This window comes from Marmoricola sp. Leaf446 (assembly GCF_001424755.1).
Classification (GTDB): domain Bacteria; phylum Actinomycetota; class Actinomycetes; order Propionibacteriales; family Nocardioidaceae; genus Marmoricola.
Window position 1 is genome coordinate 1 of sequence record NZ_LMRF01000005.1, and the last position, 21,582, is coordinate 21,582.

General features: G+C 75.0%; 20 protein-coding genes. 9 read left to right on the top strand and 11 right to left on the bottom strand.

The window, feature by feature from the left end; genetic code table 11:
- Positions 1-437 precede the first annotated feature (437 nt).
- From ASG49_RS12730 to ASG49_RS12740, 3 genes are all read right to left on the bottom strand, one after another.
- Positions 438-1,964: a methyltransferase gene (locus ASG49_RS12730; protein ID WP_056542482.1), complete on the bottom strand. Its 1,527-nt coding sequence runs from the start codon at positions 1,962-1,964 to the stop codon at positions 438-440.
- A gap of 80 nt (positions 1,965-2,044) precedes the next feature.
- Positions 2,045-4,345 carry a sodium-translocating pyrophosphatase gene (locus ASG49_RS12735; RefSeq protein WP_056542484.1) on the bottom strand — a complete coding sequence of 767 codons (2,301 nt, stop codon included), beginning with the start codon at positions 4,343-4,345 and terminating at the stop codon, positions 2,045-2,047.
- Between the two features lie 171 nt (positions 4,346-4,516).
- The gene (locus ASG49_RS12740) at positions 4,517-4,852 is read right to left on the bottom strand and encodes an STAS domain-containing protein (RefSeq protein ID WP_056542486.1); all 336 of its coding nucleotides are present in this window, start codon (positions 4,850-4,852) and stop codon (positions 4,517-4,519) included.
- A 136-nt stretch (positions 4,853-4,988) separates the two neighbouring features.
- On the opposite strand from ASG49_RS12740, the gene ASG49_RS12745 reads away from it, so the two are divergent.
- A complete protein-coding gene (locus ASG49_RS12745) occupies positions 4,989-7,343 on the top strand; it encodes a DEAD/DEAH box helicase (protein ID WP_056543081.1) in 2,355 nt (784 codons plus the stop codon).
- On the opposite strand, the gene ASG49_RS12750 is transcribed toward ASG49_RS12745, so the two are convergent.
- From ASG49_RS12750 to ssd, 7 genes are all read right to left on the bottom strand, one after another.
- The gene (locus tag ASG49_RS12750) at positions 7,340-7,708 is read right to left on the bottom strand and encodes an Rv3654c family TadE-like protein (RefSeq protein WP_056542488.1); all 369 of its coding nucleotides are present in this window, start codon (positions 7,706-7,708) and stop codon (positions 7,340-7,342) included. The two genes, ASG49_RS12745 and ASG49_RS12750, sit on opposite strands and share 4 nt — an antisense overlap.
- Positions 7,705-8,106: a TadE family type IV pilus minor pilin gene (locus ASG49_RS12755; protein WP_056542490.1), complete on the bottom strand. Its 402-nt coding sequence runs from the start codon at positions 8,104-8,106 to the stop codon at positions 7,705-7,707. The genes ASG49_RS12750 and ASG49_RS12755 overlap by 4 nt, the downstream gene beginning before the upstream one ends.
- 84 nt (positions 8,107-8,190) lie before the next feature.
- A complete protein-coding gene (locus tag ASG49_RS12760; protein ID WP_056542492.1) occupies positions 8,191-8,418 on the bottom strand; it encodes a DUF4244 domain-containing protein in 228 nt (75 codons plus the stop codon).
- Between the two features lie 150 nt (positions 8,419-8,568).
- A complete protein-coding gene (locus ASG49_RS12765; RefSeq protein ID WP_200936315.1) occupies positions 8,569-9,300 on the bottom strand; it encodes a type II secretion system F family protein in 732 nt (243 codons plus the stop codon).
- A gap of 20 nt (positions 9,301-9,320) precedes the next feature.
- Positions 9,321-10,151 (bottom strand): type II secretion system F family protein, encoded by an 831-nt coding sequence (locus ASG49_RS12770; RefSeq protein ID WP_056542496.1) that lies wholly within the window; start codon positions 10,149-10,151, stop codon positions 9,321-9,323.
- On the bottom strand, positions 10,148-11,344 hold the full coding sequence (locus ASG49_RS12775) for a TadA family conjugal transfer-associated ATPase (RefSeq protein WP_235562103.1): 1,197 nt from the start codon (positions 11,342-11,344) through the stop codon (positions 10,148-10,150). Before ASG49_RS12775 ends, ASG49_RS12770 begins: the two co-directional genes overlap by 4 nt.
- 16 nt (positions 11,345-11,360) lie before the next feature.
- A complete protein-coding gene (ssd, locus tag ASG49_RS12780) occupies positions 11,361-12,470 on the bottom strand; it encodes a septum site-determining protein Ssd (protein ID WP_056542498.1) in 1,110 nt (369 codons plus the stop codon).
- Between the two features lie 140 nt (positions 12,471-12,610).
- Between ssd and ASG49_RS12785 the strand changes: the two genes are divergently transcribed.
- Entirely contained in the window at positions 12,611-13,405 is a 795-nt protein-coding gene (locus ASG49_RS12785; RefSeq protein ID WP_056542499.1) for an HAD family phosphatase, read from the top strand.
- 282 nt (positions 13,406-13,687) lie between these two features.
- On the opposite strand, the gene ASG49_RS12790 is transcribed toward ASG49_RS12785, so the two are convergent.
- A complete protein-coding gene (locus ASG49_RS12790; protein WP_235562063.1) occupies positions 13,688-14,434 on the bottom strand; it encodes an oxidoreductase in 747 nt (248 codons plus the stop codon).
- Between the two features lie 26 nt (positions 14,435-14,460).
- Here ASG49_RS12790 and ASG49_RS12795 point away from each other — a divergent pair, with 26 nt between their 5' ends.
- The 7 genes from ASG49_RS12795 (at position 14,461) to ASG49_RS12825 (ending at position 21,526) form a co-directional block, all read left to right on the top strand.
- Positions 14,461-15,336 carry a class I SAM-dependent methyltransferase gene (locus ASG49_RS12795; RefSeq protein ID WP_056542501.1) on the top strand — a complete coding sequence of 292 codons (876 nt, stop codon included), beginning with the start codon at positions 14,461-14,463 and terminating at the stop codon, positions 15,334-15,336.
- 9 nt (positions 15,337-15,345) lie between these two features.
- Complete coding sequence (locus tag ASG49_RS12800) at positions 15,346-16,473, top strand: sensor histidine kinase (RefSeq protein ID WP_056543087.1); 1,128 nt, start codon at positions 15,346-15,348, stop codon at positions 16,471-16,473.
- A gap of 7 nt (positions 16,474-16,480) precedes the next feature.
- Positions 16,481-17,278 (top strand): LytTR family DNA-binding domain-containing protein, encoded by a 798-nt coding sequence (locus ASG49_RS12805; RefSeq protein ID WP_082534111.1) that lies wholly within the window; start codon positions 16,481-16,483, stop codon positions 17,276-17,278.
- Complete coding sequence (locus tag ASG49_RS12810) at positions 17,275-17,685, top strand: hypothetical protein (protein ID WP_056542503.1); 411 nt, start codon at positions 17,275-17,277, stop codon at positions 17,683-17,685. The genes ASG49_RS12805 and ASG49_RS12810 overlap by 4 nt, the downstream gene beginning before the upstream one ends.
- 3 nt (positions 17,686-17,688) lie before the next feature.
- A complete protein-coding gene (locus tag ASG49_RS12815) occupies positions 17,689-19,215 on the top strand; it encodes a cation acetate symporter (protein WP_235562064.1) in 1,527 nt (508 codons plus the stop codon).
- Between the two features lie 233 nt (positions 19,216-19,448).
- Positions 19,449-19,901, top strand: coding sequence for a DUF485 domain-containing protein (locus tag ASG49_RS12820; protein WP_082534112.1), 453 nt, complete (start codon positions 19,449-19,451; stop codon positions 19,899-19,901).
- Positions 19,898-21,526, top strand: a complete 1,629-nt coding sequence (locus tag ASG49_RS12825) for a cation acetate symporter (protein ID WP_056542505.1) — start codon at positions 19,898-19,900, stop codon at positions 21,524-21,526. The genes ASG49_RS12820 and ASG49_RS12825 overlap by 4 nt, the downstream gene beginning before the upstream one ends.
- Positions 21,527-21,582: the final 56 nt, after the last annotated feature.

Sequence of the window (21,582 nt, forward strand, 5' to 3'; positions counted from 1 at the left end):
CGCGACCTGCTCTTCCATACCTCCATCCAAGCACCGAGCACCGACAAGAACCGGCTCTGACCTGGGGTTTCGTCCGGGATGCGGACGCCGTACGGAACTTCTTCCCGGGCGCCGTCGACGGAGGGCTGGGGGGTCTCGAGACGGTCGCGGAGCGACCTCCTCGACCACCCGGACCGCGTCGCAGCGCGACCTCCTCGACCACCCGGACCTGCCTCGCGGAGCGACCTCCTCGACCACCCGGACCGCCTCGCGGAACGACCACCTCGACACCCCCGTCGCGTCGACCCACCGAGCCCTGGCCGCGTCATACGAGACGGTCGCACCGACACCCACCCCGCATGACCGACCCCAGGACGTCATACGAGACGGCCGCCCCCACGACCAGCACGTATGACGCTCCGCCCGCCGACGCTCCGCCCCGGGTAGCGCCGCCCCACCTACAGCGTCAGGTGGCCGTCGGTGACCAGCTCGCGCACGACCGGCAGGTACGCCGCCCGCAGCTCCGACTCGTCCCGCTCGAGCAGCTGGGCGAGCGCGCCGAGGACCTGACCGACGGTGAGCTCGCCGTCGCAGGCCCCGACCAGGGCCGCCTCGACCGTGTCGACCTGGCGGGCGCGGCGCAGCAGCCGCTGCTGACGCACCACGATCTCCTCCGGATCCTCGGCGCCGGGCGCGCCGTAGGTCTCCTGGCGGACGTCGACGCGGGTGACCGGACGCGCGGCCAGCAGGGCCGCGTCGTCCAGGGAGCGCAGTGCCGCGAGCCGGGCGAAGCGGTCGGTCACCTCGGGGCCGATGGGCTGCTCGACGTCGTAGGGCCACTCCTCGAGGTGGTGCTCGCCGGCGCCGCCCGCGCGGAGGTTGATCCAGCCGAAGCCGACGCCCACCGCGCCCTGGTCGGCGAACCACGACAGCCAGGTGTCGTAGCGCTCGGCGTACGACGCGGCGTCGATCCGTCCCGTCGAGGGGTGCAGGCCGGCGTCCTTGAGCCAGAGCTCGACGTACGACGGCAGGTCGACCACCTCGCGCTGCAGCACCCAGGCGTCGCAGGCGTCGGCGCCGGTGCCGTCGGGCAGCCAGGAGGCGAGCCGCTCGTCCCACGACCGGTCGCCGAGGATCATCCAGTTGGCCAGCACCTGGCCGGTGCCGCCCTCGGTCAGCAGACCGGGGAGCCCGCGCACGATGTGCTCGACGACCTGGTCCCCGGGCAGCCCGGAGTCGCGGTAGACCAGCCGCTCCCCCGTCGCCGGCGAGATCACGAACGGCGGGTTGGTCACCACGAGGTCGAAGCGCTCGCCGGCCACCGGCTCGAAGAACGACCCCGAGCGGGTCTCGACGGAGCCGACCGCGTTGAGCTCGGCGTTGACCCGGGTCAGCCAGAGCGCGCGCTCGTTGACGTCGGTGGCCACGACGTGGGTGGCGTGCGGGGCGAGGTGGAGCGCCTGGACGCCGCACCCGGTGCCGAGGTCGAGCGCGCGGCCGACCGGCTCGCGCACGGTGAGCTGGGCCAGCGAGGTCGCGGCCGAGGAGATGCCGAGCACGTGGTCGCCGGACACGTGCGAGGGCCGGCCGTCGAGGCCGGGGGTGAGGTCGCTCGCGATCCACAGGTCGAGGTCCTCGGTGGCGTAGGGACGCACGTCGACCCGCGCCCGCACCTCGGCCACGGACCGCTCGAGCAGCCCGGCCGCGCACAACGGGTCGAGCAGGTCGGGCAGCGCCGCCTCGACCTCGGCCACCGCGACGGGCGCCTGCAGCAGCCACAGCCGGGTCAGCGTCTCGACCGGGCTGCCGCCGCGGGTCGCCCGCAGGCCCGGCACCGTCTCGTTGCGCGACAGCGCGGCGTGGGCCACGGGCCCGAGGGCCTCGGCGACGCCGTCGTAGGTGAACCCCGCGGCCTGCAGCGCGGTGCGCAGCCGCCCGGTCCACGGCGTCGTCGTACGTCCTGACTGCCCCGCCGTGTCCGCCACCCCCGCACGCTATCCGGCCCCGGACGCAGCCCGGCCGGTCGCCCACGGGGGACGACCGGCCGGACCGGTGGTGCGACGGCTCAGGTGGTTGTGCGCGCCTGGGCCGGGGCGTCGTCGGTCATCACGTTGCCGCGTCGCTTGGACACGACGACCACGAAGACGATCAGCGCCAGCGAGACCAGGGCGATCGCGACCCGCAGCACGTCGTTCTGGTCCTCGCCCACGCTCAGCGACACCACCGCGCCCGCGATGAGCAGCGAGACGAGGTTCATCACCTTGATGAGCGGGTTGATGGCCGGACCGGCGGTGTCCTTGAAGGGGTCACCGACGGTGTCACCGATGATCGTGGCCTCGTGCGAGGCCGAGCCCTTGCCGCCGTGGTGGCCGTCCTCGACCAGCTTCTTGGCGTTGTCCCAGGCGCCACCGGAGTTGGCCAGGAACACCGCCATCAGGGTGCCGGTGCCGATGGCGCCGGCGAGGAAGCCCGCCAGGGCACCGACGCCGAGGCCGAAGCCGACCGCGATGGGCGACAGCACGGCCAGCACGCCGGGCGCCACCAGCTCGCGGAGCGAGTCGCGGGTGACGATGTCGACGACCTTGCCGTACTCCGGACGGCCGGTGCCCTCCATGATCCCGGGGATGTCGCGGAACTGGCGACGCACCTCGTAGACCACCGCGCCGGCCGCGCGGGCGACCGCGTTGATGGCCAGACCGGAGAACATGAACACCACGGCCGCACCCAGCAGCACGCCGACCAGGACGCCGGGGTTGAAGACGTCGAAGGTCAGTCGGGACAGCTCGTCGCGGGTCGGCGAGGCCTCGTCGAGGGCCTCGATCACCGAGGTGGAGTAGGACCCGAAGAGCGCCGTCGCCGCCAGCACGGCGGTGGCGATGGCGATGCCCTTGGTGATCGCCTTCGTGGTGTTGCCGACCGCGTCGAGCTCGGTGAGGATCTGCGCCCCCTCCGGGCTGACGTCGCCCGACATCTCCGCGATGCCCTGGGCGTTGTCGGAGACCGGGCCGAAGGTGTCCATCGCGACGATCACGCCGACGGTGGTGAGCAGGCCGCAGCCGGCCAGGGCGACCGCGAAGAGCGAGACCGTCACGGTCGCGCCGCCCAGCAGGAACGCCCCGAACACGGCCGCGCCGATGACCAGCGTGGTGTAGACGGCCGACTCGAAGCCGACCGAGAGGCCGGAGAGGATGACGGTCGCGGCGCCGGTGAGCGAGGACTCGCCGACGCCCTTGACGGGGCCGTACTCCGTGCCCGTGTAGTAGCCGGTCAGCGCCAGGATCCCGGCGGCCATCACGATGCCGATGACCACGGCCAGCGAGGCGATCACCCGGGGGTCGCCCGAGGCGCTCGCCATGTCCGCGCCGCCCACGTTGGCGAACTCCGAGAAGCTGCCGGGCAGGTAGACGAACGCCGCCAGCACCGAGGCGACGGCGCCGACGGAGGCCGAGATGTAGAAGGCGCGGTTGATGGTGGTCAGCCCGTTCTCGCCCGCCCGCGGCTTGGTGATGTAGACCCCGAGGACGGCGGTGAGCGCCCCGATCGCCGGGATCACCAGCGGGAAGACCAGGCCGTCGTCGCCGAACGCCTGCGAGCCCAGGATCAGCGCGGCGACCAGCGTCACGGCGTACGACTCGAAGAGGTCGGCGGCCATGCCGGCGCAGTCGCCCACGTTGTCGCCCACGTTGTCGGCGATGGTGGCGGCGTTGCGCGGGTCGTCCTCGGGGATGTTGTTCTCGACCTTGCCGACCAGGTCGGCGCCGACGTCGGCGGCCTTGGTGAAGATGCCGCCGCCCACCCGCATGAACATGGCCAGCAGGGCAGCGCCGAAGCCGAAGCCCTCGAGGACCTCGGGGGCGGAGTCTCGGAAGACCAGCACGACGGTGGCCGCGCCGAGCAGGCCCAGCCCCACGGTCGCCATGCCCACGAAGGCGCCGGTGCGGAAGCCGATCCGCATCGCCGGGTCGCGGCCGACGGTGTTGGCCGCGGCGGCCACGCGCAGGTTGGCCTGCACCGCCAGCGACATGCCGAGGTAGCCGATCGCCGCCGAGAAGCCGGCACCGACGAGGAAGAACACCGACCGCCCGATCCGGACGCCGATGTCGTCGGCCGGCAGGGCCAGCAGGAACACGAACGCCACGGCGGCGAAGATGCCGAGGGTCCGGAACTGGCGCTGCAGGTAGGCGTTGGCGCCCTCCTGCACGGCGTGCGCGATGTTCTTCATGTTGTCGGTGCCCTCACCGGCGGCGAGAACCTCCTTGCGGAAGACCACGGCCATGCCGAGCGCGCCGAGCGCGATCAGGAGGACCAGGACGACCAGCACGAGGTTGCCACCGGAGAGTTCGACGACGGTGTTCTGCCCGTCCATGTCGCTCCTCGGGGGATGGAAGAAGGTGTGACCGCGCCGGAGTCTACGTGTCACGGGTCACAGTGCTGTGACCTGCGACACACGACCAGGTGTGTCGGCGTGGCGGACGCGCACCAGCCCCGGACCGCAGCGGGTCCGGGGCTGGTGAGGGGCGACGCGGGAGCGGTCGGGTCAGGCGCTGAGCGCCTGCTCCTCGGAGTCGTGGATCGTGAAGACCTTGGCCAGGCCGGTGATCCGGAAGATCTTGAGCAGCCGGTCCTGGGAGCAGATCAGGGCCATCGAGCCGTCGTGGGCGCGGACCTTCTTCAGGCCGCCGACCAGGACGCCGAGGCCGGTGGAGTCGAGGAAGTCGACGCCCTCCATGTCGATCACCAGGTGGTGGTGGCCCTCGCCGACCAGCTCGGTGATCTTGTCCCGCAGCTTGGGGGCGGTGTAGACGTCGATCTCACCGCCGACGGCGACGATGGTGCGGTCAGCCACCTCGCGTGTCTGCAGCGAAAGATCCACGAATCTCACCTCCGAACGAGTTCCTGGCGGTCCTCGCTCCTTGCGTACCGGTCGACGGCAGTCATTGAACCACGCGGCGCGGTGCCGCCGCCGGGCAACTGTCCGAGCCCGCTGACAGACTGTGCGGGTGCAGGTCATGGACGTCGAAGCGCTCGTCGGACGCCTCAGCGGGGCGCCCGGACGCGAGGACGGCCTGACCCACCTCGAGGTCCTCGAGGCCCGCGAGGCGCGGCACGCGCCCTGGCCGGAGTGGCTGCACCCCGACGTCCGCGACGCGGTCCTCGCGCGGGGCGTCGCCCTCCCGTGGACCCACCAGCGCCGCGCCGCCGACCTGGCCCACGCCGGCACCCACGTCGTGCTGTCCACCGGCACCGCGTCCGGCAAGTCGCTGGGCTACCTGCTCCCCGCGCTCCACGCCGTCGAGTCACGGCGCGGCCCCAAGGGCCAGCGCGGGGCGTCGGTGCTCTACCTCTCCCCGACCAAGGCGCTGGCCCAGGACCAGCTGGCCGCCGTACGCCGCCTCGGGCTGCCCGACCTGCGCGCCTCCACCCACGACGGCGACTCCACCCCCGAGCTGCGCGAGTGGACCCGCGACCACGGGGAGTACGTCCTGACCAACCCCGACATGCTGCACCGCTCGATGCTCCCCGGCCACGAGCGGTGGTCGCGGTTCTGGGGCTCGCTGCGCTACGTCGTGGTCGACGAGTGCCACCACTACCGCGGCGTCTTCGGCGCCCACGTGGCGCAGGTCCTGCGGCGGCTGCGGCGGGTGGCCGCGCTCCACGGGGCCAGCCCCACCTTCGTGCTGGCCTCGGCGACCGTCGCCGAGCCCGAGGTCTCGGCCCGCCGGCTGACCGGGCTCGACGTCACGGCCGTCACCGACGACGGCTCGCCGCGGGGACGCACCGCGATCGCGCTGTGGGAGCCGCCGTTCGTCCCCGGCGTCGGCGAGAACGGCGCCCCCGTGCGGCGCTCGGCGGCCAGCGAGGTCGCCGACCTGCTCACCGACCTCGTGGTCGACCGGGTGCGCACCCTCGCCTTCGTCCGGTCGCGTCGCGGCGTCGAGACGGTGGCGCTCTCGGCCCGACGGCAGCTCGCCGAGGTCGACCCGTCGCTGGTCGACCAGGTCGCGGCCTACCGCGGCGGCTACCTGCCCGAGGAGCGTCGGGCCCTCGAGGACGCCCTGCGCGACGGCCGGCTGACCGGGGTCGCCGCGACCAACGCCCTCGAGCTCGGCATCGACGTCAGCGGCCTCGACGCCGTCCTCCTCGCCGGCTTCCCCGGCACCCGCGCGGCGCTGTGGCAGCAGGTCGGCCGCGCCGGCCGGGCCGCCACCGACGCGCTCGGGGTGATGGTCGCCCGCGACGACCCGCTCGACACCTACCTCGTGCACCACCCCGAGGCGCTGCTGGGCGCCCCCGTCGAGGCCAACGTGTTCGACCCCGACAACCCCTACGTCCTGGGCCCCCACCTGTGCGCCGCCGCGGCCGAGTCCCCGCTGCGCCACGAGGACCTGCCGCTGTTCGGACCCGGCGCCCGCACCGCCGTCGACGCGCTCACGGCGGGCGGGCTGCTGCGTCGCCGGCCGCACGGCTGGTTCTGGACCGACCGCAGCCGGGCCAGCGACCTCGCCGACATCCGCTCGACCGGCGGCCCGGCCGTGCGCCTCGTCGAGGACGTCACCGGCCGGGTGCTCGGCACCGTCGACCACGCGGCCTCCCACGGCACCGTCCACCCCGGCGCGGTCTACCTCCACCAGGGCGAGACCTGGATGGTCTCCGAGCTCGACCTCGACGAGTCGGTCGCCGTGCTCCACCGCGACGACCCCGACCACTCCACCTCGGCCCGCGAGGTCGTCGACATCGAGGTGCTCGGCGAGCGCGAGTCGACCTCGTGGGGCCGCGCCCGGCTCACCCTCGGCGACGTCCGGGTCACCCACCAGGTGGTCTCGTTCCTCAAGCGGCGGGTGCCCTCGGGCGAGGTCATCGCCGAGGAGCCGCTCGACCTGCCCGAGCGCACCCTCCAGACCACCGCCGTCTGGTGGACCCTGCCCGCCGCCGTGCTGGCAGAGTGCGGGGTCGACGAGCGCGACCTGCCGGGCGCCGCCCACGCGGCCGAGCACGCCTCGATCGGCCTGCTCCCCCTGTTCGCGACCTGCGACCGCTGGGATATCGGCGGTGTCTCCACCGCGCTGCACCCCGACACGGGGATGCTCACCGTCTTCGTCCACGACGGCCACCCGGGCGGGGCGGGGTTCGCCGAGCGGGGGTACGCCGCCGCGGGTCGCTGGCTGCGCGCCACCCGGGAGGCCATCGCCTCCTGCGGCTGCGCCGAGGGCTGCCCCTCCTGCGTCCAGTCGCCCAAGTGCGGCAACCAGAACAACCCGCTCGACAAGGCGGGAGCCGTCGCCCTGCTCGACGTGCTGCTCGCCGGAGCCCCTGCCGAGCCGCCCCGGGTGCCGGAGCCCCGCGCGGCCGGTCTCGCGGGCTAGGGCAGCTGCCCCACGGGGCCGGCCCGGGCCCGGGCCCGCAGCTCGAGGGCCCCGCCCGGCAGCCGGCCGGTGCGCGCCGCGGTCTCGACCGAGACCACGAACCCCTCGACCCGGCAGCGCACCACCCGGGCGTGGTTGCGGCGCGCCACCTGACGAGCCGCACCGCACGCGTCGCGCCCGTCCTGCACCGCGGTGGCGCCGGCGAGCGAGGCCAGGTCGGCGGCCGCCTGCGCGGCACGGTGCCCCAGCACCACCGAGCCGACCCCGACGGCGGCCAGCGTGACGGTGACCAGGACGCCCAGCAGGGCGGTGGAGGCCACCACCGCGAGGCCGCGCTCGTCGCGGTGGCCGGCAGGTCGCCTCACGACCGGGGCTCCGTCGCGGCGACCGCCTCGGCCTCCACCGTGTGGGCCCCCAGGGCGCCGAACAGGCCGCCCGGGCCCCGCACCGGGGCGGAGACCCGGGCCACGACGAGGTCGCCGCCGACGTCGACGCTGACCCGGCTGCCCGGCGGAGCCACCCGACGACCGAGCGCCGTGGCCGTGCCGGCGGAGTCGGACCGGGCGGCGGCGCGGGCGACCTCGCGAGCGGCGTCCAGAGCCCGGACCTGGGTCACGCCGAGCGAGACCAGCCAGGCCATGGCCAGGGTGAACAGCACGAGGACCGGCAGCGCCATCGCGGCCTCGGCGGTGACGGCGCCCCGCTCGTCGGCCGCGCGCCGCTCGCGCCGGGGCGGGGCGACGTCGGGTCGGTGGTGGTGCATCGGGGTGCTCCTCTGCTCGGGCTGGGCGCTGGAGACCGGCGGGGTGGGCAGCCCGACCCACCCCGCCGGCCGTCTGGGTGCGACCTAGAAGGGCAGCAGGGTGCTGATGCCGCGGAAGATGGCCTGCAGCAGCTCCTGGCCCGCGTCGCTGGTGAGGAACTTGAACAGCAGCGCGCCGAAGCCGACGCCGGCCCCGGTGACCGTGGCGTACTCGGCGGTGGTCGCGCCGTCCTCGCCGCGGAGCCGCACGGCCGCCACCGGGAGCTCGGAGGTGGTCTCGTCACCGACGGGGGCGAGGGATGCGTTCTTCATGGGTTTCTCCTTGGATCGGCCCGGGCCTTGGGACCCCGGGCTGCGTGGTTGGACACCGAGGAGGTTGCTCGGGTGGGAAGCGGTCGGCGAGGGGGTCGGCGCGATCGGTGGACAACCCGGCTGCCGCACCGCCCTGTGGGGGCGAGGTGGCTACCGGAAGACCGCCATCGAGGCGAACGCGCCGGCCACGAGGGGCACGATGCCGAGCAGCACGAAGGCCGGGAGCAGGCACAGGCCCAGGGGTGCGGCGGCCCGCACCTCGATGCTGCGGGCGCGCGTCTCGACCTCGGCCTCCGCCCGCTCCCGGAGCTCGATCGCCAGGCCGCGCACCGCCGTGGCGACGGACGCGCCGCTGTCGTGGGCCCGCGCGACGGTCCGGCCGAGCGGGCCCAGCTGGGGGTGCGAGGCGAGCTCGTGCCAGACCGCCGCGGGGTCGACGCCGAGCTCGAGGCGCGCGTGCACGGCCAGCAGCTCCTCCTCGACCGGGCCGCCCAGCGCCCGACCCACCGTGACCAGCGCGGCCTCGGGCGCGGCGCCCGCGTCGAGGCAGGCGGCGAGCAGGTCGACGCCGGTGGGCAGCTCGTCGTCGAGCCGCTCGCGTCGCCGGGCCAGGGCCGGGTCCTCGGCCCGACCCAGCACGCGCCAGGCCAGCACGCCGGCCACCGGGCCCGCGGCCACGCCGAGCACCCCGCCCAGCAGCGCCCAGACGCCCAGCGCCACGAGGCCGGACAGCGGCGCTCGCAGCCGCACGAGCAGTGCGCGCTCCTCCCCCGGCCCAGCGCCGGCGGGTGGCCCGGTGGCGTCACCGTCGTCCGGGGAGCGCGGTGCCAGCGCCGGGGGCGGGGCCGCGAGCAGCACGCAGGCCCCCGACAGGAGGGCCACCACGACAGCGGCGGCCGGCGTCACCGCAGCACCCGGTCGCCGATGCGTTCCAGCCAGGACAGGCCGAGCCAGGTCAGTGCCAGCCCCGCGGACAGGCAGACCAACCCGGGCGTGGTGCCGGTCAGGAACCCGATCGGGTCCGTCCCGATCCCGATCGCCATCAGGGCGACCAGGGCGGGCAGGGCCGCCAGGGTCCGCGCCGTGGCCCGGGCCCCGGCCAGCTCGGCGGCGACCAGGCGCGTCGTACGCCGCCGGGCCCGGGCCGCCGAGGCCGCCTGCGCGATGGCCGGCCCAAGTCCCGACCCCGTCTCGTGCGCCACCTGCCAGGCCGCCGCGACCCCGCGCAGCTCGCCTGCTCCCGGGAGGTGGCCGACCGCGCGGAGCGCGTCGGGCACGTCGGCGTCCACCCGGGCCGCCACGGCGACGGGCGCGAGGTCGGCCCACTCCTCCGCGGCCCGCTCCAGCGCCCGGACGGGAGGCTGGCCCGCCGCCAGGTCGGCGGCCATGGCCTCGCAGGCGTCGAGGACCTCCCCGCGGCGCCGGTCCGCGTCGGTCCGCTCGCGACCCCGCCGGAGCGACCGCACCACCGCTCCCGCCGCGGCCAGGCCGAGCCCGGCCAGCACCAGCTGCCGGAGGCCGAGCCAGCTCCAGGCGGCCGCCGCCAGCAGACCCACGGCCGGCACCACCAGACGGGCGGCCACCGGACCGGCACCGGCCCTCGGCACGTCGACGACGGCGCGGGACCGGAAGGCCAGCGCAGCCGCGGCCGCGGCGAGACCCGCCGCGAGCAGGCCCCCCGGGCCGAGCGGGACCGACCAGGTCGCCGCGTCGGGGGTGGGCCAGCCGCTCACGGCTCGACCAGCGCGGTGAGGCGGTCCAGGCCCGGGCCGGGCACGAGCCGGCCGTCGTCGCCGAACCCCACCCCGACCTGCACCTCGACCCCACGGTCGCCCTCGCCGACGACGCCCAGCTCGCGGACCCGGCGACGGCGGTCCCGGCCGCGGCCGAGGTGGACGACCACGTCGACGGCCGAGCGCAGCTGGCTGTGGGTCGCCTCCCGGCTCAGCCCGGCGGCGAGCGCCAGCGCCTCGACCCGGCTCGGGACGTCGGCGGCGGAGTTGGCGTGCACGGTCGCGCACCCGCCCTCGTGGCCGGTGTTCATCGCCGCGAGCATGTCGACGACCTCGGCCCCCCGCACCTCGCCGACGACGAGCCGGTCGGGGCGCATCCGCAGCGCCTGTCGGACCAGGGTGCGCAGCGTGACCTCGCCGGCGCCCTCGATGTTGGCCGGGCGCGCCTCGAGGGCGACCACGTGGGCGTGCGCGGGTCGCAGCTCGGCGGCGTCCTCCACCAGGACGATCCGGTCGGTGGGGTCGACCACCGAGAGCAGGGCGTTGAGCAGGGTGGTCTTGCCCGATCCCGTGCCTCCGGAGACCAGGAACGCCAGCCGGCGCTCGACCACCTGGCGCAGCAGCGCGGCCCCCGCCTCGGGCACCGCCCCGGTCGCGACCAGCTCGTCCAGGGTGAAGACCGTCGAGCGCGGCACCCGCAGCGACAACGTGGTGCCGGGGCGGGCCAGCGGCGACAGCACCGCGTGAAAGCGGCTGCCGTCGGGCAGCCGGAGGTCCACGTGGGGCGAGGCGTCGTCGAGACGGCGCCCGGCCGTGGCGGCGAGGCGCTGCGCGAGGCGGCGTACGGCCTGGTCGTCGGGGAAGCGGACCCCGGTCAGCTCCAGGCCTCGGCCCCGGTCGACGTAGACCGCCCCCGGACCGTTGACCAGCACGTCGGTGACGCCCTCGAGCCGCAGCAGCGGCTCGAGGGGCCCGGCGCCGACGACGTCGCGCTGCAGGGCGTCGTGGACGGCCAGCACCGTGGCGTCGCCGACGGGGTGGCCCTGGTCGCGCAGCGCCCGGGCGACCAGCTGCGGCGACAGCGGCGCGGCGTCGCGTGCGAGCCGCTCGCGCACGCCGTCGAGCAGGTCGGCGGCGACCGGCGCCGCCGCGGGGGAGTACGACGGAGCAGGGTGCTCGTCCACCCGGGTCAGGTCGGCCACGGCGTGCTCACGCCACCGCGCCGGCGCCGCCGGCGGGGTCGGCCAGGGCACGCACCACCGACCGCGCCGTGCGCACCAGGACACCGCGCCCCGCCCGGCCGGGGCCGGCACCGAGATCGATGGACTCGTCGAGCCCGCGCTGGTCCGACATGGCGGCCAGCAGCGGGAGCCGCAGCAGCCGGGCGGCCGCCTCCGGGGTCACGCCGCCCGCCCCTCCCCTGGTCACCAGGTGGCGTCGGGGCAGCGGCTCGGGCAACCGGGCGGCCACGCGCGACGCCGCGCTCACCGCCGGGACGGTCAGCCGGGAGACCACCACGACGTGGTCGCAGCGCACCGTGGCCTCCTCCGCGACCGGGTCGGGGTGCCGGGGCAGGTCGACCACGACCGTGTCGAAGCCGCGACGCCCGGCGCTGAGCACCTCGCGGACCGCGAACGCCTGCAGCCGCCCACCCCGGTCCGGGGGCCAGGTCAGCACCGACAGGTCGCCCGACCTCGGCAGCGCCTCGCGCAGCGACCGTGCGCTCAGCCGGCCGGTGGTGCGGTGCAGCGCGTCCCACCGGATGCCGTCGGCGCCGTCGAGCCCCAGCACCCGGTCGAGCCCGGCCCCCAGCGGGTCGGCGTCGACCAGCAGCGTCGGGCCGAGCTCGGCGGCCGCCCGCGCGACCGCGGCGGCCAGCACGGTCGCCCCAGCGCCACCGCTGCCCCCGACCACCCCCACCGTCACGCCGGGCACGCCGCCCCCGTCGCCGACGTCGGTGAGCATCTCCACCAGCCAGGTCTCCGAGGCCGGCAGCTCGCTCACCGTCTCGGCGCCGAGGGCGAGGGCGTGCCGGAAGTGTCCGTCGTCGACCGGAGCCCGGCCGAGCAGGTGCACCCGCGGTCGCCGCGGGGGCCGGCAGTCGGCCAGCCCGGCGGCGCAGTCGGCCCCGACCAGCACGACCGAGGCCGCGGTCCAGGCTCGCAGCGCCTGCACCGAGTCGTGCACGACCAGCGGCACGACACCCGCGGCGGCGGCCAGCCGCTGCACGTCGGAGACCAGCAGGGGGTCGGCGGAGAGCAGCAGCGGGGACGCGTCCGGCCCGGAGGTCAGGGGCGGGGTCGGGTCCGAGGTGTCCATGGCGCCAGCGTCCGCGCCGGGCCCGGCCCCCCGGAGGCACGGCCCCCGGCCTGTGGACGGACCACGTCGTCGCCGGGGCTGTGGACGCCAACTGGCGCGAACGGACCGGGACGAAAGGGATGTCCACCTAGACTCGGCCCATGAGCCCGGGCCCGACGGCCGCCTTCTTCGACCTCGACAAGACGATCATCGCCAAGTCGAGCACGCTCGCCTTCAGCCGGGAGTTCCAGGCGGGCGGGCTGATCAGTCGCGGGGCGGTGCTGCGGTCGGCGTACGCCCAGTTCAGCTATCTCGTCCTGGGGGCCGACCACGACCAGATGGAGCGGCTGCGCCAGTTCATGAGCCGGCTGAGCACCGGGTGGGACGTGCAGACCGTGCAGGAGATCGTGGCCGACGCGCTGCACAACATCGTCGACCCCCTGGTGTACGCCGAGGCGGTGCGCCTGATCGCCGAGCACCACCAGGCCGGCCACGACGTCATCATCGTCTCGACCAGCGGGTCGGAGGTGGTCGAGCCGATCGGGGCGATGCTGGGGGCCGACCACGTCGTCGCGACCCGCATGGAGGTCGCCGACGGTCGCTACACCGGCGGCATCACCTTCTACGCCTACGGCGAGAACAAGGCGATCGCCGTCCGGCAGCTCGCCGAGGAGCGCGGCTACGACCTGCGGCGCTGCCACGCCTACAGCGACTCCATCACCGACGAGCCCATGCTCAGCGCCGTGGGTCACCCCTTCGCCGTCAACCCCGACCGCGAGCTGCGCCGGCTGGCGCAGCGGCGCGGCTGGCCGGTGCTGGTCTTCGACAAGCCGGTCGCGCTGCGCAGCCGGGTGCGGTTCCCGCCGGTGCGCCGCACGGCCGCGGCCGTGGGGGTCGTGGCGGTGCTGTCCGTCGGGGTGGTCGCGTGGCTCGGCGTACGCCGCCGCGACGCCTGATCCGCCGCTGACCTGCGAACTCCTCGCCCGCCGGGAAGTCAAGCCTTGTGGCGCACGTCACGTCGGCGTACAAAGGAGGAACAACTCCACAGGACCACACACGGCGCCGGTACCCACGCGGCGATCCCCCTTCCTACAGGGCGCAGGTCCCCCGGGCACGCCCGGAGGCCGCAGTTAGAGAGTGCACGCCTGGTAGCCATGGCGACGTGTGTCGAGCGGCATCGAGAACGCGTAGGACACAGCTACGCACTCCCGGTGCCGCTCACCTGTGTGCCGGTGCTGCTACCCGCGCAGCGGGCTGCTCTCGGCGCCCCGGGCCTGCGCCTCCGCGGCGTACAGCAGCCAGGCGTGCAGGCCGGACCGGCCGCCGGTGGCGTAGCCGCGCAGGTTGGACTCGTACTCCGCCCGCAGCGCGAGGTGGCCGGCCTCGGGGACGACGAGCGAGGCGGGGTCGACGCCACGCGCCACCAGGACCAGCCGCTCGGCGGCGCGGGCGACCAGGCCGTTGTGGGCCGAGAAGGGCGCGGCGCTGACGACCTCGGCGTGCACGAGCGCGGCGAGCAGCAGCGCGGGCACGCGCGTGGCCAGCACGGTCCGGCCCAGCGAGCGGAGCCGCTCGGCCGCCTCGGGCGAGACCGGGCGGCCGGGGTCGGGGGCGCCGGTGAGGGCGTGGACCCGGGCCAGCGCCTGCAGCGGGGCCTGGCCCAGCACGGGGACGAGCGAGAGCAGCTCGGTGCTGACCCGGACCGCCGCGGCGGCGACGTCGTCGCCGGTGCCGTCGCGGACCTCCTCGAGGGTGGAGGTCGACCCCGCGAGCGCCGCGCTCGCGTGCGCCCCGCGCAGCAGCGACTCCGCGGTCTGCGCCGGGGTGCTGCGCCGCAGGCCGCGGTCGCGCAGGAGCGCGTCGATGCCGTCGCGGGTCGAGGCGAAGCCCGACGGCACGCCCTCGAGACCGGTCAGCCACTCCAGGGGGTCCGGCGAGCCGGTCGCGGTGCGGGACGAGGGGGGCTCGGGGGGGACGGGGGACACGGCGGTGAGGGTATCTTCGGCGCAGCATGAGCGAGCCGACCCCCAGCCCCGCGACGTCGTTCGGCTCCGTGGCCGACGCCTACGACCGCGCCCGGCCGTCCTACCCCGACGACGCGGTCGCGTGGCTCACCGGCGGCGGTCGCGCCCACGTCGTCGAGCTCGGTGCCGGGACCGGCAAGCTGACCGAGGTGCTGCACCGCGGCGGCCACCACGTGCTGGCCACCGAGCCGCTGCTGCCGATGCTCGCGCGGCTGGGCCAGCGGGTGGCGGTGCCCCACGCCGCCGCGGCCGCCGAGGCGATCCCGGTCCGGTCGCGCTCGGTCGACGTCGTGGCGTGCGGCCAGTCCTTCCACTGGTTCGACGCCGAGCGGGCGCTGCCCGAGATCGCGCGCGTGCTGCGACCGGGCGGCGTGATCGGCCTGGTCTGGAACACCTACGACACCTCCATCCCCTGGGTACGCCGGCTGAAGCGACTGCTCAGCCCGGCCTCGGACCGCGACGGCGAGCTGCCCACCCCGGCCCTGCTCGAGAGCCCCTACTTCGGGTTCGTGGAGGAGAAGCGCTTCCGCTTCTGGCAGTCGCACACCGCCCGGTCGCTCGAGGAGCTCGCCCGCTCGGTCTCCCACGTCGCGACGATGTCCGCGAGCGCGCGGGAGCGCACGCTGGCCGAGGTGGCGAGCCTGTACGACGGCTACGGCCGGGGTCACGACGGCATGCAGCTGCCCTGGGTGACGAGGTGCTTCCGGGCCGTCGTACGCCACCAGGACCTGCCGCCCGAGCCCAGCCACGCCCCCGTCGACCACGACGCCGCCCCGCCCGGCCTGGAGGACCAGGACGCCGCCCGGCCCGCCGACCGCCGCCCGCCGGAGGACCCCGGCATGCAGCTGATCGACTTCCGGTAGGCCGCCGTGGTGCTCGACGGCCTCCGCAGCCGCTGGTGGCGCACCCGCCAGCTCGGCACCGACGCCGACCACGCCACCTTCCGCACCCTGCACACCGCCTCGCTCGCCTCCCCCGCCCTGCGGCGCGGGCTGACGGCCGAGACGGCCGACCGGGCGCTGCGCCACCTGCGCGGGCTGCTCGGCACCGCGGCGGTGGCGCTCGCCGACACCGACACCCTCCTGGGGTACGACGGCCTCTCGACCCACCACACCGCGCAGGCGCGGGCGCTCGCCGCCCGGGCGGTCGCCGCGAGCGCGACCGTGGTGGCCGGTCGGGCCGAGCTGGCCTGCGACACCGAGGGCTGCCTGGTCGGGCACGCCATCGCGACGCCGCTGGTCATCGACGACCGGGTCGCGGGCGCGTTGGTCGCGCTGGCGGGGGCCCCGTCGGCCAGCCTGCTGCGGGCGACCGAGGAGGTGGCCAGCTGGGTGTCGGGGCAGCTGGAGCTGGCCGAGCTCGACGAGCAGCGGCACCGCCTGGCCCGCGCCGAGGTGCGGGCGCTGCGGGCCCAGATCAGCCCCCACTTCATCTACAACTCCCTCGGCGCGATCGCGTCCTTCGTGCGCACCGACCCCGACCGGGCGCGCGAGCTGCTGCTGGAGTTCGCCGACTTCACCCGCTACTCCTTCCGCCAGCACGGCGAGTTCACGACGCTCACCGAGGAGCTGCGCTCGGTCGAGCGCTACCTGCTGCTCGAGCAGGCGCGCTTCGGGGAGCGACTCCGGGTGGTGCTGCAGGTGGCGCCAGAGGTGCTTGGCGTGACCATCCCCTTCCTGTGCCTACAGCCCCTGGTCGAGAACGCCGTGCAGCACGGCCTCGAGCGCGAGGGTGGCGGGGTCATCACCATCGTGGCCCGCGACGCCGACCGCGAGTGCCTGATCTCGATCGAGGACGACGGTGCCGGGCAGGACCCCGAGCGCATCCGCGCGGTGCTGGCGGGCGAGGCGGCGGGTGACTCCGTCGGACTCGCCAACGTCGACGAGAGACTGCGCACCACGTTCGGCGACGACTACGGTCTCGTCGTGGAGACCGCACCGGGAGCCGGCACGAGGGTGCTCGTCCGCGTGCCCAAGTTCGCCCCCGGCCTGACCCCGTGAGCCCGCCGTGACCACGCCCGCGGGCACCCCGGGACCGCCCGCCGACGACCGGCCGCTGGCGGTGCTCGTCATCGACGACGAGCGCCCGGCCCTCGACGAGCTGACCTGGCTGCTGCGCCGCGACCCGCGCGTCGGCGAGGTCCACGCCACCGACTCCCCCACCGACGCGCTGCGGCTGCTGCGCCAGCTCGAGGTGGACGCGGTGTTCCTCGACGTGCAGATGCCCGGGCTGTCCGGCATCGACCTCGCCCAGGTGCTCGCGCAGTTCCGCTCCCCGCCCGCCACGGTGTTCGTCACCGCCCACGACGAGCACGCGGTCGAGGCCTTCGACCTCCACGCCGTCGACTACGTCCTGAAGCCGGTGCGCGAGCAGCGCCTCGCCGAGGCCGTGCGCCGCGTGGTCGCCGCCGTGCGCGCCGAGCCGGTCGCCGCCGATCCGGGCGAGGAGCAGGTGGCCGTCGAGCGCGGCGGCGTGACCCGCTTCGTGGCCGTCTCCCGGATCCGCCACGTGGAGGCCGAGGGCGACTACGCCCGGCTGCACGTCGACGGCGAGAGCCACCTGGTCCGCACGCCGCTCTCCCAGCTCGAGCAGGACTGGTCGGCCGTCGGCTTCGTCCGGATCCACCGCTCACGGCTGGTCAACACGGCGTACGTCGAGGAGCTGCACGTCGACGCCGGCCGCTGCTGGGTCGTCGTGGACGGCGCCGACCTCCAGGTCAGCCGGCGCCACACCCGCGAGCTGCGCGACCTGCTCGTGCGGCGCGGCCGACCGCGCAGCAGCCCGACCCCCGGCGACCCGTCGTGACCGAGCACCCCGACCGGACCGAGCAGACCGAGCGCGCCGAGCGCGCCGAGCGGGTCAGGGTGACCAGTCCCCGCACCGGTCGGTCCCGGCAGCGTCCCCGCCCGACGCCCGCCTCGGAGATGGAGGCGCAGAGCGAGCTGGGCGAGATCTACCTCCGCACCCTGCTCCGCGCCCAGCTCCGCCTCGGCCTGGGGGTGCTGCTGGCGCTCGGCCTGACCGTCGGAGCGCTCCCGCTGCTGTTCGTGCTGGTGCCGTGGCTGACCCGCGCCCAGCTGCTGGGGATGCCGGTCTCGTGGGGCCTGCTGGCCTTCGGCTGCTACCCCGTGCTGGTGCTGCTGGCCTGGCGCTACGTCCGGCTGGCCGAGCGCAACGAGCGCGCCTTCGCCCGCGTCGTCGAGCGGTCCTGACCCGTGCTCGACGACACGGGCACCGTGCTGGGGCTGCTCTCGGTCCTGCTCGTCTCGGTCGCCACGCTCGCGATCGGCAGCTGGGGGCTCCGGCTGTCGCGCACGACCTCGGACTTCTTCGTCGCCTCACGGTCGGTGCGGCCCCGCCTCAACGGCTTCGCGATCAGCGGGGAGTACCTCTCCGGCGCGTCCTTTCTCGGCATCGCCGGGCTGGTGCTCAGCAACGGCGCCGAGATGCTGTGGTACCCCGTCGGCTGGACGGCCGGCTACCTCGTCCTGCTCTGCCTGGTCGCGGCCCCGCTGCGCCGCTCGGGCGCCTACACGCTGCCCGACTTCGCGGAGGCCAGGCTGCACTCGCGCGGCGTACGACGGGCCTCGGCGCTGCTCGTGGTGGTGATCGGCTTCCTCTACCTGATGCCGCAGTTCCAGGGCGCCGGCGTCGCGCTGGAGACCACGACCGGGCTCCCCCCGTGGGCCGGCGGGCTGGCCGTGGCCGTCGTGGTGCTGCTCAACGTGCTGGCCGGCGGGATGCGCTCGGTCACCTTCGTGCAGGCCTTCCAGTACTGGCTCAAGCTCACCGCGCTGCTGCTCCCCCTGGTCTTCCTCGTGCTGGTGTGGCTCGGCGACGGCGGCCGATCGCCGGCCGACCCGGGCCTGGTCAGCGCCGGCGTCGACGGCCTGGCCTGGGCCGACCCGATCGACTTCGCGGGCGACCACCCGCTCTACTCGACCTACTCCCTCATGGTCGCGACCTTCCTCGGCGTGATGGGCCTGCCCCACGTGGTGGTCCGCTACTACACCAACCCCGACGGCCGCGCCGCCCGGCAGACGACGCTGGCGGTGCTCGCGCTGCTCGGCGCGTTCTACGTGCTGCCGCCGGTCTACGGCGCGCTCGGCCGGCTCTACGCGCCCGGCCTCGCGGCGTCCGGCAGCGACTCGGTGGTGCTGGCCCTGCCCGGCGTCATGGTCGGCGGGCTCGGCGGCGACCTGCTGACCGCGCTGCTCACGGCCGGCGCGTTCGCGGCCTTCCTGGCCACCTCGTCGGGGCTGACGGTGGCCGTGGCCGGCGTCCTCACCCAGGACGTCACCTCGCGCCGGCTCGAGGGCGTGACCGGCTTCCGGGTCTCGGCCGTGGTGGCGGTCGTGGTGCCCTACCTGCTCTCGCTCGTGACCCGCGAGGTCGGCGTGGCCACGGTCGTCGGGCTGGCCTTCGCGATGGCGGCGGCGACCTTCTGCCCGCTGCTGCTGCTCGGCATCTGGTGGCGCGGGCTGACCGCGCGGGGGGCGGTGGCCGGTCTCGTCGCCGGCGGCCTGCTGACCGGTGCCGCAGTGGTGGACAACCTGGTCGTCGACCGCACCGGGGGCTGGATCGCCTCGCTCGTCGGCCAGCCCGCGGCGTGGGCGGTGCCCCTGGCCTTCCTCACGATGGTCGTGGTCTCGCGGCTGACCCGGTCGCAGGTGCCCGCCCACACCTCGCGGTTCCTGGTCCGGCTGCACACCCCGGAGACCGTCCGGGTCGACCAGGGCTGAGCGGCCCTCGACGAACGCTCAGGAGACCGTGGCACGTGCCACGGTCTCCGGAGTCCCCGCACCTCTCGAGCCGCCCGACGGCCGACCGTTCGTCGTACGACCCCGACCGTTCACCGACGCGCCCGCCCGTCTGCCGCACGCCCGGCCGGGAGGCTCGCCCGGTCCCCGCCCCCGTGCGAGCGTGACGGCGATCACAGCCCCGTCCCCACGCCTGCGCAGAAGGGTGCCCACCCATGAGCCACACCGCGTCCCCACCCCCTGACGGGGGGACCGCCGCCACCGACGCCGCCAACGACGCCGACCGGGCCCGGACCGAGAGGGAGGCCTCCGACCAGGCCGCCAGGCACGACCCCGTCTACGACCGGCTGCACGACATGGCCGAGTTCACCGAGCTGCGCCGGCGCTACCGCGGGTTCGTCTTCCCCGCGACCGCGGCGTTCCTGGTCTGGTACCTGCTCTACGTCATCCTCAGCAACTGGGCGCCGGGCTTCATGGGCGCCAAGCTGTTCGGCAACATCAACGTGGCGCTGGTCTTCGGCCTACTGCAGTTCGTGACCACGTTCCTGCTCGCCTACGCCTACAGCTCGTTCTCCAACCGCAAGCTCGACCCGCTGGCCCGCCAGCTCAACGAGGAGTACGAGCGCGGCCGTCGCGGCGGCTCCGACGAGCGGGAGGCCCGCGCATGAACCACCAGGTCCTGACCACGACCCTGTTCCTCGCCGTCGTCGCGCTGACGATCGGCATCACCTTCTGGGCCAGCCGGCAGTCCTCCGGCGCGGCCGACTACTACGCCGGCGGCCGCAACTTCTCCGGCTTCCAGAACGGCCTGGCCATCGGCGGCGACTACATGTCGGCCGCCTCGTTCCTCGGCATCTCCGGCGCCATCGCGCTCTCGGGCTACGACGGCTTCCTCTACTCCATCGGCTTCCTGGTGGCGTGGCTCGTGGCCCTGCTGCTGGTCGCCGAGGTGCTGCGCAACTCCGGCCGCTACACCATGGCCGACCAGCTGGCCTACCGGATGAAGCAGCGCCCGGTGCGCACCGCCGCCGCGACCTCGACGGTCGTGGTGTCGATCTTCTACCTGCTCGCCCAGATGGTCGGCGCCGGCGCGCTCGTCTCGCTGCTGCTCGGCGTCGACGGCCAGTTCGCCACCAACGTCACCATCTTCGGCGTCGGCATCCTGATGGTCTTCTACGTCACCGTGGGCGGCATGAAGGGCACCACCTGGGTCCAGATCGTCAAGGCCGTGCTGCTCATGGCCGGCTCGGCGCTGATCGTGGTCCTGGTGCTGGCGCAGTTCAGCTTCAACCTCTCCGACCTGCTCGGCACCGCCGCCAGCAACAGCGGCAAGGGCTCGGCGTTCCTGGAGCCGGGCCTGAAGTACGGCGTCTCCACCACCAGCAAGATCGACTTCCTCAGCCTGGGCCTGGCCCTCGTGCTGGGCACCGCCGGCCTGCCGCACATCCTGATCCGCTTCTACACCACCCCGACCTCGCGGGACGCCCGCAAGTCGGTGCTGTGGGCGATCGGCCTGATCGGCGTGTTCTACCTGTTCACGCTGGTCCTGGGCTTCGGTGCCGCCGCCCTGCTGGGCGACTCCGACAAGGAGCGGGTCACCGCCTCGGGCGGCAACCTGGCCTCGCCGCTGCTCGCCGAGACCGTCGGTGGCGGCTCCGGCTCGACCGGAGGCGCGATCCTGCTCGCCGTCATCGCGGCCGTCGCCTTCGCCACGATCCTCGCGGTGGTCGCCGGCCTGACGCTCACCTCGAGCGTCAGCGTCGCCCACGACCTCTACAACAGCGTGTGGCGCAAGGGGAAGGCCACCGAGAAGGAGGAGCTGAAGGTGGCCCGCATCGCGGCCGGCGTCATCGGCCTGGTGGCGATCATCCTGGCCATCCCGGCGCAGAAGCTGAACATCGCGTTCCTGGTGGCGCTCGCCTTCGCGATCGCCGCCTCGGCCAACCTGCCGGCGATCGTCTACAACATGTTCTGGCGCCGCTTCAACACCCGGGGCGCCGTGTGGAGCATCTACGGCGGCCTGATCAGCTCGGTGGGCCTGGTGATCTTCAGCCCGATCATGTCCGGCAAGACCGACGCCGCGACCGGGGCCAACCTCTCGCTGCTGCCGGCCTCGATCGACATCTCGTGGTTCCCCCTGGAGAACCCCGGCATCGTGTCGATCCCGCTGGGCTTCCTGCTGGGCTACCTCGGCTCGGTCACGAGCAAGGAGCCGGCCGCGGAGGACCGCTACACCGAGCTCGAGGTCCGCGCCCTCACCGGCGCCGGTGCCGAGGCCTCGGTCCAGCACTAGGCAGCACCCGCACCCCGACGCGGACGACCCGATCGGAGGGTCGTCCGCGTCGGCGG

Excerpts from the sequence above, each read along its gene's own strand:
- ASG49_RS12735 (WP_056542484.1), bottom strand. The coding sequence starts at position 4,345 with ATGGACGGGCAGAACACCGTCGTCGAACTCTCCGGTGGCAACCTCGTG.
- ASG49_RS12745 (WP_056543081.1), top strand. The coding sequence starts at position 4,989 with ATGGACGTCGAAGCGCTCGTCGGACGCCTCAGCGGGGCGCCCGGACGC.
- ASG49_RS12755 (WP_056542490.1), bottom strand. The coding sequence starts at position 8,106 with ATGCACCACCACCGACCCGACGTCGCCCCGCCCCGGCGCGAGCGGCGC.
- ASG49_RS12760 (WP_056542492.1), bottom strand. The coding sequence starts at position 8,418 with ATGAAGAACGCATCCCTCGCCCCCGTCGGTGACGAGACCACCTCCGAG.
- ssd (WP_056542498.1), bottom strand. The coding sequence starts at position 12,470 with ATGGACACCTCGGACCCGACCCCGCCCCTGACCTCCGGGCCGGACGCG.
- ASG49_RS12785 (WP_056542499.1), top strand. The coding sequence starts at position 12,611 with ATGAGCCCGGGCCCGACGGCCGCCTTCTTCGACCTCGACAAGACGATC.
- ASG49_RS12795 (WP_056542501.1), top strand. The coding sequence starts at position 14,461 with ATGAGCGAGCCGACCCCCAGCCCCGCGACGTCGTTCGGCTCCGTGGCC.
- ASG49_RS12820 (WP_082534112.1), top strand. The coding sequence starts at position 19,449 with ATGAGCCACACCGCGTCCCCACCCCCTGACGGGGGGACCGCCGCCACC.
- ASG49_RS12825 (WP_056542505.1), top strand. The coding sequence starts at position 19,898 with ATGAACCACCAGGTCCTGACCACGACCCTGTTCCTCGCCGTCGTCGCG.